The 12,793-nt window shown below is 62.0% G+C and carries 13 protein-coding genes; 11 read left to right on the top strand and 2 right to left on the bottom strand.

Going from position 1 to position 12,793, the window contains the following annotated elements; translation table 11 throughout:
• The first annotated feature begins 21 nt into the window (after positions 1 to 21).
• The 7 genes from YH63_RS16425 (at position 22) to YH63_RS21670 (ending at position 7,447) form a co-directional block, all read left to right on the top strand.
• Positions 22 to 690, top strand: coding sequence for a TetR/AcrR family transcriptional regulator (locus YH63_RS16425; protein ID WP_046826675.1), 669 nt, complete (start codon positions 22 to 24; stop codon positions 688 to 690).
• Positions 691 to 780: 90 nt separating this feature from the next.
• Positions 781 to 2,643, top strand: a complete 1,863-nt coding sequence (locus YH63_RS16430) for an acyl-CoA synthetase (protein ID WP_046826674.1) — start codon at positions 781 to 783, stop codon at positions 2,641 to 2,643.
• Positions 2,644 to 2,756: 113 nt separating this feature from the next.
• The gene (gene ribH, locus YH63_RS16435) at positions 2,757 to 3,251 is read left to right on the top strand and encodes a 6,7-dimethyl-8-ribityllumazine synthase (RefSeq protein WP_046829460.1); all 495 of its coding nucleotides are present in this window, start codon (positions 2,757 to 2,759) and stop codon (positions 3,249 to 3,251) included.
• On the top strand, positions 3,248 to 3,754 hold the full coding sequence (gene nusB, locus YH63_RS16440) for a transcription antitermination factor NusB (RefSeq protein WP_046826673.1): 507 nt from the start codon (positions 3,248 to 3,250) through the stop codon (positions 3,752 to 3,754). The genes ribH and nusB overlap by 4 nt, the downstream gene beginning before the upstream one ends.
• A gap of 2 nt (positions 3,755 to 3,756) precedes the next feature.
• Positions 3,757 to 4,746, top strand: coding sequence for a thiamine-phosphate kinase (thiL, locus tag YH63_RS16445; RefSeq protein WP_046826672.1), 990 nt, complete (start codon positions 3,757 to 3,759; stop codon positions 4,744 to 4,746).
• 236 nt (positions 4,747 to 4,982) lie between these two features.
• On the top strand, positions 4,983 to 7,106 hold the full coding sequence (locus YH63_RS16450; protein WP_046826671.1) for a sodium-translocating pyrophosphatase: 2,124 nt from the start codon (positions 4,983 to 4,985) through the stop codon (positions 7,104 to 7,106).
• 188 nt (positions 7,107 to 7,294) lie between these two features.
• Complete coding sequence (locus tag YH63_RS21670; protein ID WP_009736618.1) at positions 7,295 to 7,447, top strand: hypothetical protein; 153 nt, start codon at positions 7,295 to 7,297, stop codon at positions 7,445 to 7,447.
• A 90-nt stretch (positions 7,448 to 7,537) separates the two neighbouring features.
• On the opposite strand, the gene YH63_RS16455 is transcribed toward YH63_RS21670, so the two are convergent.
• On the bottom strand, positions 7,538 to 8,539 hold the full coding sequence (locus YH63_RS16455; protein WP_046826670.1) for a Bug family tripartite tricarboxylate transporter substrate binding protein: 1,002 nt from the start codon (positions 8,537 to 8,539) through the stop codon (positions 7,538 to 7,540).
• Positions 8,540 to 8,687: 148 nt separating this feature from the next.
• A complete protein-coding gene (locus YH63_RS16460) occupies positions 8,688 to 9,164 on the bottom strand; it encodes an outer membrane protein assembly factor BamE (protein WP_046826669.1) in 477 nt (158 codons plus the stop codon).
• Positions 9,165 to 9,298: 134 nt separating this feature from the next.
• Here YH63_RS16460 and YH63_RS16465 point away from each other — a divergent pair, with 134 nt between their 5' ends.
• The 4 genes from YH63_RS16465 (at position 9,299) to YH63_RS16480 (ending at position 12,676) form a co-directional block, all read left to right on the top strand.
• Complete coding sequence (locus tag YH63_RS16465; RefSeq protein ID WP_046826668.1) at positions 9,299 to 9,853, top strand: ubiquinol-cytochrome C chaperone family protein; 555 nt, start codon at positions 9,299 to 9,301, stop codon at positions 9,851 to 9,853.
• Positions 9,850 to 10,434: a YceD family protein gene (locus YH63_RS16470; RefSeq protein ID WP_046826667.1), complete on the top strand. Its 585-nt coding sequence runs from the start codon at positions 9,850 to 9,852 to the stop codon at positions 10,432 to 10,434. The genes YH63_RS16465 and YH63_RS16470 overlap by 4 nt, the downstream gene beginning before the upstream one ends.
• A 206-nt stretch (positions 10,435 to 10,640) precedes the next feature.
• Entirely contained in the window at positions 10,641 to 11,702 is a 1,062-nt protein-coding gene (plsX, locus tag YH63_RS16475) for a phosphate acyltransferase PlsX (RefSeq protein ID WP_046826666.1), read from the top strand.
• Positions 11,699 to 12,676, top strand: coding sequence for a beta-ketoacyl-ACP synthase III (locus YH63_RS16480; protein ID WP_046826665.1), 978 nt, complete (start codon positions 11,699 to 11,701; stop codon positions 12,674 to 12,676). Before plsX ends, YH63_RS16480 begins: the two co-directional genes overlap by 4 nt.
• The last annotated feature ends 117 nt before the right edge of the window (positions 12,677 to 12,793 follow it).

A 12,793-nucleotide genomic window follows, 5' to 3' on the forward strand; every position in this document is an offset into this window, starting at 1 on the left:
GGGCAGAGCGACTGGATTGGCATGCGTAAGCAACTCACCGATCAGCAGGTCGAGGTCTTCCGGGAACGGCTGCTTCGTGCGGCCGAGAAACTCTTTGCCAAGCACGGCGTTGCTGGTGTTTCGATGCGCCAGATCGCTCAAGCGCTCGGCTACAGTCAGACCGCGGCCTATCGCTATTTCGCCAACAAGGACGAAATTCTCGTGGCGATGCGGGCGGCTGCGCTCGACCGCTTCTGCGAACACCTTGAAGCGGCGTTCGACCCGGCAAGGGATGCGCGCAAGAATGCGCGCGCCGTCGGGCAGGCCTTTCTCGATTTCGCGCTGAAACATCCCGACACCTATCGGCTGATTTTCTTTACGGAAAATCTTGAAGAGGCGATCGCTCCGCGGTTCGCCGCGACGGTGACTCGCTTCCGCGCCACCATGACCACCTATGTGCAGGCGCTTGTTGATGGCGGACATATCGAGGGCGACGTCAAGACCCTGGCCGAGACGTTTTCCTCTGCCGCGCACGGCATCATCATGATGCACATGAGCGGCCTGTTGCGGACGGTCCGCGAGAGGGACGACCTGCATCTTGCCTCCATGCGCCTCATCGCCAAGGGTGCGGGGATGTCCAGTATCCCGCAAGCCAATACGAAAAAGCCTGTCAGGATCGCCGCGGGGCGCTCCGTTTCCCGCAAAACTTGACGCTGTTAAATTAATTAAATAGCTTGCCGCCCAAAATCGGGACGCGCTCCGGCGCGACCAACCGAGAACAATTCAAACGGGGGGATTCAGATGCCGCTTTTCAGCGATTATCCGGTTGCAACGCTCAAGGACGTTATCAAGTTCGAATCCGAGAAAGCGCTCGAACTGCGTTATGACGCGCGCAGCGTCTACGACATTTTCGCCAAGAGCGCGGCGCGTCATCCGGATCGTACCGCGCTGACCATGCTGATGACGGGCGCCGACGACGAGACGCCGCGTCTGGTCACTTACCGGCAGATGCTCGAGGGTGTCACCCGCGCGGCGAATTGTTTCGCTGACCTTGCGGGAAGTGGTGCCGGCGTTGCCTACATCCTGCCGAGCTTGGTGGAAACGCATTTCACGCTCTGGGGGGCGGAAGCTCAAGGCTACGCGGTGCCGATCAACTTCCTGTTGCAGGCTCAGAACATCGCGGATCTCGTCCAGGCGTCGGGTGCAAAGATTCTCGTGGCGCTGGGTCCGCATCCGCAGCTCGACATCTGGCAGAAAGCGGTCGAGGTCGGAAAGCTGCTGCCGGACATCAAGCTTGTGCAGGTGTCGCTCTCCGATGCGCCTCTGCCGGAGGGCGTATTGGGATTTTGGCCCGGCTTGAATGCGCATGAAGGCAATACGCTAATCTTTGGCAAGGCGAGGGGCGGCGATGATGTCGCGGCTTACTTCCACACCGGCGGCACCACCGGGTCGCCGAAACTCGTCACCCACACCCATCGCAACCAGATCGCGGCCGCGTTTGGCGGAACGGTGCTGCAGGATCTCAGCGAGACCGACGCGATCACCAATGGCCTGCCGCTATTTCATGTGGGAGCAACGATCTCGTGCGGTCTTTCGTTCTTCATCGCAGGCGCAAATGTCCTCGTGCTGTCGCCGGGGGGGATGCGCAATCCGGTCATCATCAAGAATTTCTGGAAGATCGTGGAGCGCTATCGCGCCACGGTGATCGGCGGCGTGCCGACCGCGCTGGCCGCGCTGCTCAATGTACCCGTGGACGCGGACATCTCGTCGGCGCGATTCAGCATCTCCGGCGGGGCGCTCCTGCCGCGTGCGGTGGCGTTGCAATTCCAAAAGATGACCGGAACGACGATCCACGAAATTCTCGGCATGACCGAAACCGGCGGACTGGTGTCCATCGATCCCGCAGCTGCGGACCCGGTGCTTGGCTCGGGCGGCATTCGTTTGCCGTACACGCAGGTCGTGGTCCGCAAGCTTGGCGCCGACGGTTCGCTGGGTGAGGCCTGCGCGCCGCACGAAGTCGGCGTCATGACCGTGTCCGGCCCCAACGTCACGCCGGGATACAAAGACCGGAGCCAGAATGGCGCCACGCTGCGCGACGGCTATCTCGACAGCGGCGATCTGGCTTACAGCGACGAGCAGGGGCGGCTGTTCATCGCCGGACGCTCGAAGGACCTCATCATCCGCAGCGGCCACAACATCGATCCCGTTCTGATCGAGGATGCATTGCAGTCCCATCCGGCAGTTGCTCTGGCAGCCGCCGTCGGGCAGCCAGACAAGTATGCCGGCGAATTGCCGGTGTGTTACGTCGCTCTCAAGCCGGGCGCGCTGGCGACTGCCGACGAACTGAAAGCCTATGCCGAGCCGCTGATCGCGGAACGCCCGGCATGGCCGAAGCAGATCATCGTCATTGACGCCATTCCGGTGACGAGCGTCGGCAAGATCTTCAAGCCGGAGTTGCGCACGGATGCCGTTCAGCGGCTCGTCACCCAGGTGGTTGCGGAAGCTGCCGGGGCAGCCGACGCCGCGATCGATGTGGTGGCGGGCGGCAAGCGCGGCATCGACGTGACGGTGACGCTGCCGCGCGCGATGGCGGGCCAGCACGCCGCGGTTGAGAAGGCGTTGGACGGGTATCTGTTCGATTACAAGGTGACGCAGGCCAATTGAGGCCGGATTCGGAGCTGCATCCCTGCCTTGAAAAGGGGCTGTTGTGCTTGGCTTTGTGACGCTCAGCGACTACAAACGCGCAAACACCGAACCCCTTTTGACTGGATGGAATGATGGTCGAACCGCGCCGCGCAGAACTCAAGGATCAAACCGACATCAGCGGCGCGACCGTCGTCATCATCGAAGCCCGGTTTTACGACGATATCCAGGAAGCGCTGCTTCAGGGTGCGATCAAGGAACTGGTGGCCGCGGGCGTCGGCTACGACGTGATCAGCGTTCCGGGCGCACTCGAAATTCCGGCAGCGATTGCGATTGCGCTCGACGCGTCGAAAAAGAACGGCCGGCAGTATGACGGCGCCATCGCGCTGGGCTGCGTAGTGCGCGGCGACACCATCCACTTCGAGATCGTCTCGATGGAATCGTCACGCGCGCTGATGGATCTCGCCGTGGCGCGCAGCCTGCCGCTCGGCAACGGCATCATTACCGTGAATACGACGGAGCAGGCATGGGAACGCGCCCGCGCCGACAAGCTGAACAAGGGCGGCGACGCGGCTCGCGCGGCGCTCACCATGATGCGTATCAAGAAGCGTTTGGCGAAACCGCTATGAGCGACGCCAAGAAAGCCGGCGACAAGGGACCGGGCGATCGCAAGGCCAACCGGCGCGGCGCCGCGCGTCTTGCCGCTGTGCAGGCGCTGTATCAGATGGATATCGCGGGCGCGGGCATCGAAGACATTTTCGCAGAGTTCGAGAGCCACTGGCTCGGCAGCGAAGTCGAGGGCGATACCTACCTTCCTGCGGAAGCCGCGTTCTTCAAGGATGTCGTCTCCGGTGTGGTGCGCGACCAGAGCAAGCTCGATCCGCTGATCGACAAGGCGCTCGAAAGCGGCTGGCCGCTGAAGCGCATCGACGCGATCCTGCGCGCGACACTGCGGGCGGGGGCCTATGAACTCGAACACCGCAAGGATATTCCGGCGCGTGTCGTGGTGTCGGAATATGTCGATGTGGCTCATGCCTTCGTGGACAAGGACGAAACCGGCATGGTGAATGCTGTGCTCGACCAGATCGCGCGGCAATTTCGCGCGCCCGAATTCGCGCGGACGGGGCAATAACAATGACGACGCCGGGTGCCGGAGCATCGGGCGAGGACGACCTGATCGCGCGCTACTTCCGTCCGCTCGCGACCGATCCCGGTGCGTTCGGCCTCATTGACGATGCGGCGCTGCTGAATCACACGGGCGACGATCTTGTCGTGACGACGGATGCCATCGTTGAAGGCGTCCATTTTCTTCCCGACGATCCGCCTGACACCGTCGCGCGCAAGGCGTTGCGCGTAAACTTGTCGGATCTGGCGGCCAAGGGTGCTGTCCCTGCAGGCTTCGTCCTGACGTTGGCGCTGCGCGAAGCGAAAGAGCAATGGCTGACGCCGTTCGCGCGTGCGCTTGGCGAGGATGCAGCGGTGTTCGGCTGTCCGGTGCTGGGCGGCGATACGGTGTCGACGCCGGGGCCGCTGATGATCTCGATCACAGCGTTTGGCCGCGTGCCGCCGGGCAAGATGGTTCGCCGCAGCGGCGCGAAGCCCGGCGATCGGATCGCGGTGACCGGCACCATCGGCGATGCCGCGCTGGGTCTGCGTATTCTCAAGGGGCAGATCGAGGGGCTCGATACGTCGTCACGCGAATTTCTGATTCAGCGTTACCGTGTGCCGCAGCCGCGCAATGCGCTTGCTGTGGCGATCCGCGAGCATGCGAGCGCAGCCATGGACGTGTCGGACGGACTGGCGGGCGATCTCGCCAAGCTCTGCACCGCATCGGGGATTTCTGCATCCATCGACCTGATGGCTGTTCCGCACTCGGAGCAGGCGCGCGTGCTGGTTACCAAGGGTAGCTCGAGTATCGAAGCCATCGTGTCGGGCGGCGACGATTACGAGGTCGTCTGTACGATCCCGGAGAATCGGTGGGATTCGTTTCTCGTCGCTGCAAGGCAGGTCAATGTGCAGGTCACGGGCATCGGCAAGGTCGAGACCGGTGCGGCTGCGCCCCGGTTCCTCGATGCAGCAGGCAAGTCTGTGACGCTGAAACGCCTGTCCTACAGCCACTTTTGACGTTTTTCGCACTGCAAACAAACGTCCTGTGCGGCATTCCTTGAATCGCCCGAAAAAGGCGCTTGCGGGGTCTTGGCGGCGTTGCGTCAAGGATATGATTTTGGCAATGTCCGCGCCGAATTGAGGCAGCATTTCGCCTTTTGACGAAAGCATGCCTCCTTTTTTGCGCGCCCGGCCACCCTGTACGGCCTGTGGGGCGTTACTGGGGAAACAGCAGGGATCTGAGGCAAAAATCAATGACAGCATTATGGTTGATCGTGCTCGCGGGAGCGCTTTCCATCGTCTACGCCGCGTGGGCAACTTCGTCGGTGCTCGCGGCAGATGCGGGCAACGCCCGCATGCAGGAAATCGCAGCGGCGGTGCGCGAAGGCGCGCAGGCTTATCTCAAGCGCCAGTACATGACGATCGGTATCGTCGGCATCGTGATCTTCGCGCTGCTGGCGTACTTCCTCGGCATCCTCGTCGCGATCGGATTCCTGATCGGTGCGGTGCTCTCGGGCGCGGCGGGCTTCATCGGCATGAACGTGTCGGTGCGTGCCAACGTCCGCACCGCGCAGGCGGCGACCAAGTCGCTCGCCGGCGGTCTTGAACTCGCGTTCAAGGCGGGCGCGATCACCGGCATGCTGGTGGCTGGTCTCGCGCTGCTCGGCGTGACGCTTTACTTCATGTATCTCACGCAGGGCCGCGGGCTGGCTGTGAATGACCGTATCGTGGTCGATTCGCTGGTGGCGCTCGGCTTCGGCGCGTCGCTGATCTCGATCTTCGCCCGTCTCGGCGGTGGCATCTTCACCAAGGGGGCGGACGTCGGCGGCGATCTCGTCGGCAAGGTTGAAGCCGGCATTCCGGAAGATGATCCGCGCAATCCGGCCACCATCGCAGACAACGTCGGCGACAACGTCGGCGATTGCGCCGGCATGGCGGCTGACCTGTTCGAGACCTACGCGGTGACGGCAGTCGCGACCATGGTGCTCGCGGCGATCTTCTTCGCCGGCGCACCTGCGCTGCTGCCCAACATGATGATCCTGCCGCTCGCTATCGGCGGCATCTGCATCCTGACCTCGATCATTGGCACCTTCTTCGTGAAGCTCGGTGCCAGCCAGTCGATCATGGGCGCTCTCTACAAGGGCCTGATCGCCACCGGCGTTCTGTCCCTGTTCGGCGTCGCCTTCGTGATCCACCAGCTGATCGGCTTCGGTCCGCTTGCGGGCGTGAAGTACACCGGCCTTGCACTGTTCGAGTGCGGCGTCGTCGGTCTCGTGGTGACGGGTCTCATCATATGGATCACCGAGTACTACACCGGCACCGATTTCCGGCCAGTGAAGTCGATCGCGCAATCGTCAGTGACCGGCCACGGCACCAACGTGATCCAGGGTCTCGCGATCTCGATGGAGTCGACCGCCGGTCCGGCGCTCGTCATCATCGCGGGCATCCTCGTCACCTACAGCCTCGCGGGCCTGTTCGGCATCGCGATCGCGACCACCACCATGCTTGCTCTGGCCGGCATGATCGTTGCGCTCGACGCTTTCGGTCCCGTCACCGACAATGCCGGCGGCATTGCCGAAATGGCTGGTCTGCCGAAGGAAGTGCGCAAGGCGACCGACGCGCTCGACGCGGTCGGCAACACCACCAAGGCCGTCACCAAGGGCTACGCCATCGGTTCGGCTGGCCTCGGCGCGCTGGTGCTGTTCGCGGCGTACAATGAAGATCTCAAGTTCTTTATCGCCAACGCTGCGAAGTATCCGTACTTCCAAGGTGTCATTCCTGACTTCTCGCTGAACAATCCGTACGTCGTGGTCGGCCTGCTGTTCGGCGGTCTGCTGCCGTACCTGTTCGGCGCGATGGGCATGACCGCAGTCGGTCGTGCTGCCGGTGCGATCGTGGAAGAGGTTCGTCGCCAGTTCCGCGAAAAGCCGGGCATCATGAAGGGCACGGACAAGCCGGATTATGGCAAGGCCGTCGATCTTCTGACCAAGGCTGCGATCAAGGAAATGATCATTCCGTCGTTGCTGCCGGTACTGTCGCCGATCTTCGTCTACTTCGCGATCTATGCGATTGCGGGCGGCGGCGCGGCCGGCAAGTCGGCAGCGTTCTCGGCGGTCGGCGCGATGCTGCTCGGCGTGATCGTCACCGGCCTGTTCGTTGCTATCTCGATGACCTCGGGTGGCGGCGCATGGGACAACGCGAAGAAGTACATCGAGGACGGCCATTACGGCGGCAAGGGTTCGGATGCTCACAAGGCAGCCGTGACCGGCGACACCGTCGGCGACCCCTACAAGGACACGGCTGGTCCGGCCGTGAACCCGATGATCAAGATCACCAACATCGTGGCCTTGTTGTTGCTGGCGATTTTGGCGCACTGATCGCCACAATCCTGAAATCGAAGAACCCCGCGGCTCACGCTGTGGGGTTTTTCTTTGCGCGGACGCCACACGTGATTGTTGCGATTTGATGACAGGTTGAATCGTTATCCACGCCGAAAATTTTGAAAGGCGATGAAACCCGATCGCGATTGCGTGCGTTGTCTCCGGTTAAGCAAGGGAGGCTACAGATGGCAGCAGACGACGGCGATCCGTTCGAGCAGGGGAAGCTCGCACGATTCAACAACGAGCCGCACGACAATCCCTATCCGGAAAACACCGAGCAGCATCAGCGGTGGGAGGCCGGTTATAGATTCGTTGAACAGGGTTTGATGTCAGTCTGACTTTACGCTTTGTGAAACAGGAAACGGCCGCCTTGCGGGACTTCGCAAGGCGGCCGTTTTGTTTTGGAAAAAACCGCGTCGCGTGGAGCGTCAGTTGACGTCCATCTTCAGACCTTCCTTGTTGATGATGCCCGCGAACTTTTTGATCTCGGCATCGATAAAGGCCGAGTACTGCTCGGGCGTTCCGTAGTCGGTCACGGCGCCCATCGCGGCGATGTTCTTCTTGATGTCCTCGCGTGCCAGCATCTTCTTGATCTCGGCGTTGTACGCATCGACGATCGGCCGCGGTGTTCCAGCCTGCAGGAACATCCCGAACCAGGACGAGACGTCGAAGTTTGCGAGCTCCGGCGCGCTTTCGCGCATGGTCGGAATATTCGGCGCCTTGAAACTGCGCTCCGGCGTCGTCACGGCCAGCGCGACGAGTTTGCCGTCTTCCACCTGCGGCAGCGATGGATAGAGGTTGTCGAACAGGATCGCCACGTCCCCACCGAGAGCGCCCGTCAGAGCGGGGCCAGCGCCCCGGAACGGAATGTGCGTCATCTTCACACCGGTCAATTGCATGAACCAGACGGCGGTCAGGTGCGGGCTTTGCCCGACCCCCGACGTACCGTAGTTCAGCTTGTCCGGATTGGCCTTGAGATAGGCGATCAGTTCCTTGATCGATTTGATCCCGCTCGAGGGATGCGCCGATACGATATTGGGAATACGGATCGCATTGGTGACCGGTTGCAGTTGATCTGCCTTGTAGGGCAGGGACCGGAAGATGCTGAAGGCCACCGCGTTCGGCCCCGGATTGCCCACGAGGATCGTGTTGCCGTCGGGTTTTTGCTGAACGAAAAACGAGGTGCCGATAGTACCGCCGCCGCCGGACTTGTTTTCGACGACGGCCGATATGCCCCATGCCTGCTGCAGGTGTTGTGCGAGGTAGCGGCCGATCACGTCCGTGCTGCCGCCGGGCGCTGCCGGCACGATGATCCGCACCGTGTCGGTCGGCCGCCAGTCGGCGGATCGCGCCGGGCGCGGCCAGAGCGGACTTGTGGAAAGGGCCGCGGCGCCTGTCAGCACGGTGCGGCGAGATAGCGAACGCGTCATCGGTTATCCTCCCAGATACATCTCGTTTGCGAGATATTGTTGGAAGGAAGCGTAGCGGGCAGGTTCCGTGTCGGCAAGCGCAGCCGTTACGCCGGATATTCCGCTCAGCAGAATACCGGCAGTTGAACTGCCGGCGCGAGCAGCGACATCAGTTCGGGCTGAGAAGCTTGAAGATCGGTGTGAGGTAGCTCATTTCCTGACCACTGGTCGGGGTGGTGCGGCTGATGAAGTCGAAGATCTTGCCGTCCTGGAGTCCGTAGTTGGCCACGCGCTGGACCGTGCGGTTCTTGTCGAAATAAATCGCGATCACCCGCTGATCGATGACGCTCTGTTGCATGAACGCGACTTTGCGTTCCGAGCGCTGGGAAATGTAATAGAAGACCTCGCCGCTCAAGGTGGCGACGGTGGATGGTGTTCCCATCACGATCAGAACCTGATCCTGGCTGGCGCCGATCGGGATTTGCTCAAGCGCTCCGGGGGGCAGGATGTAGCCCTTCTGGAACTGCTCGCCGGTGCAGGCGGCCAGCGCGGCGCACACAAACATCATCGCAGCCGCCGCGCGCAGGCGCGCCGCAAACCGTCGCTCTCCGGCGATCTGAAGACCGGGCTGTCTGAAAACCGTCATGTCGCGCGTGGCCTTCCTCTTGCCTCTTGCATCAGCCGAAGCGTTGACGTACCGGGCAGAGCTTCCGATTTCAACACACCGGGGGCCGTCAGGACGATCATGGATCGCCGCCGGCTTCGACGTGGAACCGAAAAATGCTTTGGCCGTTCAATCGCTTCAGGAACCCCACCGTCCCGCGCGGCACCATTGAAGCCATCTATGGCATGATCGTGGCGCAAGCGCGAGAACCGGCGTTTTACGCAAGCCTTGGCGTGCGCGACACGGTTAATGGCCGATTCGACATGCTGATCCTGCATCTCTGGCTGGTGCTGCGCCGGCTGCAGTCGGTGGAGGGTGGAAACAGCATGTCACAGGCGCTTTTTGACCACTTCTGCGCTGACATGGACGACAACCTTCGCGAGATGGGGGTTGGCGACCTGACCGTCCCGAAACGCATGCAGGCTTTCGGGGAGGCGTTCTACGGACGCTCGGCCGCCTACGATCTTGCTTTTGAGGCGGGTGACGAGGAATTGGCGCAGGCGCTGTCCAAGAATGTCTTCAACGGCGAGGCCGCTGATGGCGCGAGGGCGCTCGCGGCCTACGTTCGTGAAACCAGCGACAACCTCGCAAAATCAGCCGACGAGGCCGTTCGCAAGGGGGCGTGGACGTTCCCAAAGCCTGTGGCCGACTCCCAAGGCGGTGTGTCATGAGCAAGGTGGGTCATATGCCGAATAGCGATCTTCCCTGGAGCTTCCCCGTTCTGGTGACCCAGTTGCCGGAGGCCGGGCTGCATCAGGTGCTGGAGGCCACCCCGACCCAGCGTGGTCTGCTGGCCGCCGCTGCCGGCGTGAATGCGGTCCTGCGGGCCGTGGCGACGCTCGACGTCATTCCCGAGGCGGGAGGCATCGTGAAAGTCACCGGCACGGTCAGGGCGCGGGTGGAGCAAACCTGCGTCGTGTCACTCGATCCCGTCGAGAACGATATCGAGGAAGCGATCACGGCGATCTTCGCGCCGCCGTCGCAAATTGCCGTTAGTCCGAAATCCGTCCAGAAGGAGCAGGGTGAGGATGCCGAAATCTCCAATCCTCCGGAGCCCATCGTCCACGGCGCCATCGATCTCGGCCAACTGGCGGCTGAGTTTCTGGTTCTGGGAATAGATCCCTATCCGCGCAAGCCGGGTGTGGCGTTCGCTCCCCCTGAGACTCCTGAGGACCCGGACGAGCATCCGTTTGCAGCCCTGAAGGCGCTCAAGGAGAAGCCGGGCGGGCCCAAAGGCAAAAAAGCCAAGTGAAAATGACGCAGCTGCAGCGGGCGCTTGACCGAAGCCTTGGCTTGGGTCAAGCCGTTGTATCGCACCACAAAAACGCTATTGTCGCTGGCCCGGCTGGGGTTGCGCTGTCAGTGGCGTAGACTTCCGCCCACCGCCGTCGGAGACGATGGCTTCCAGCTCGCGGCCTGTCGCTTCGAGGCCGCAACGATCAGGTTTCCGGGACGCTTATGCCGCAGAAGGTTCGAATCGCGCTTGACGCCATGGGCGGCGATTTCGGTGCATCGATTATCGTTCCAGGCGCGGCGCTCGCGTTGATGCGCCACAGCGACGTCGAATTCCTGCTGTTTGGCGACAGCACGCTGATCAATGCGCAGCTCGACACCCATCCCGCGCTCAAGGCGGTCTCGCGGGTCTTCCACGCCGACATTGCGATCAGCATGGACGAGAAGCCCAGCCAGGCGCTGCGACGGGGCCGCAAGTCCTCTTCGATGTGGCTGGCGATCGACGCCGTGAAGAGGGGCGACGCCGACGTCGTGGTGTCGGCCGGCAACACCGGCGCGCTGATGGCGATGTCACGGCTCAATCTGCGGATGATGCCGGGCATCGACCGGCCGGCCATCGCGGCGGTATGGCCGACGGTGCGCGGCGAGTCCGTTGTGCTCGATGTCGGCGCCTCGATCGGCGGCGATGCCCGTCATCTCGCGTCGCTCGCGATCATGGGTAGTGCGATGGCAAGCGTTCTGTTCGATCTCGAACGTCCGACGGTCGGCCTGCTCAACATCGGCGTCGAAGAAGTGAAGGGCGTCGAGGCAGTCCGAGGAGCTGCCGAGTTGCTCCGCGCGATGAACCTGCCTCAGCTCGACTTCATCGGCTTCGTCGAGGGCGACGGCATCGGCAAAGGGGCCGCCGACGTCATCGTGACCGAAGGATTCAGCGGCAACATCGCCCTGAAGACCGCGGAGGGTACGGCACGGCAGATCGCGGAATATCTGCGCAGCGCCATGAGCCGGACCTGGCGCTCCAAGCTCGGTTACATCTTCGCACGGGGTGCTTTCAACGCGTTGCGTGATAAAATGGATCCTCGCAAGGTCAACGGCGGTGTCTTTCTCGGGTTGAACGGGGTGGTCATCAAGAGCCATGGCGGCACCGACGCTGAGGGCTTTGCGTCGGCAGTTGACGTTGGCTATGACATGGTCCGCTACGATCTCCTGACCAAGATCAATCAAACACTCAACCGCGACGGCCACGCTCTTTCGATCGTGCCAAATGCGCAGGAGGCTGTCTCGTGACTGTGATGCGTTCGGTTGTGCTCGGCTACGGCTCTTACTTGCCGGAGCGCATTCTGACCAATGACGAATTGGCGAAGATGGTCGATACGTCGGACGAGTGGATCGTCCAGCGCACCGGGATTAAAGAACGCCATATTGCGGCCGAGGGAGAGTTCACCTCCCATCTGGGCCTGAAGGCTGCGCAGGCAGCGCTCGCCAATGCCGGCATCGATGCGCAATCGATCGATCTGATCGTGCTGGCGACCTCGACGCCGGATAATACTTTTCCTGCAACCGCAGTAGCGATCCAGAACGGCCTTGGCATTCACCATGGTGCTGCGTTCGACCTGCAGGCGGTGTGTACGGGTTTCATTTTCGCGCTGGCGACGGCCGACAATTTCCTGAAGAGCGGTGCATTCAAGCGCGCGCTGGTGATCGGCGCCGAAACCTTTTCGCGCATACTGGACTGGAACGACCGCGGGACCTGCGTTCTGTTCGGCGACGGTGCGGGCGCGGTGGTGCTTGAGGCGCAGCCGCAGGCGGGAACCACTGCCGATCGCGGCATTCTGACCACGCATCTGCGTTCCGACGGCCGTCACAAGGACAAGTTGTTCGTCGATGGCGGGCCGTCCAGCACCCAGACCGTAGGCCATCTGCGGATGGAGGGCCGTGAGGTGTTCAAGCACGCCGTCGGCATGATCACCGACGTCATCGTCGACGCGTTCCAGGCGACAGGCACGACGGCGGATGATGTTGACTGGCTGGTTCCCCATCAGGCCAACAAGCGCATCATCGATGCATCGGCCAAGAAGCTGCATATTGCGCCGCAGAAAGTGGTGCTGACCGTCGACCGTCACGGAAACACCTCGGCTGCTTCGATTCCCCTCGCGCTCGCCGCGGCTGTCGATGACGGGCGCATCAAGAAGAACGATCTTTTGATGCTGGAAGCGATGGGTGGCGGTTTCACATGGGGTTCAGCGCTCTTGCGCTGGTGAGACTTTTGCTAAAGTCTGATGCAAATTGAAACAACTTCATGCTGTTGCATCGATGAGCAAGGTTGACCCTTGGTCGCTAAGCTCATAATTTCAGAACATAATATTTTTCGCCGTGAG

The sequence above is a fragment of the Afipia massiliensis genome (assembly GCF_001006325.2).
Lineage (GTDB): Bacteria > Pseudomonadota > Alphaproteobacteria > Rhizobiales > Xanthobacteraceae > Afipia > Afipia massiliensis_A.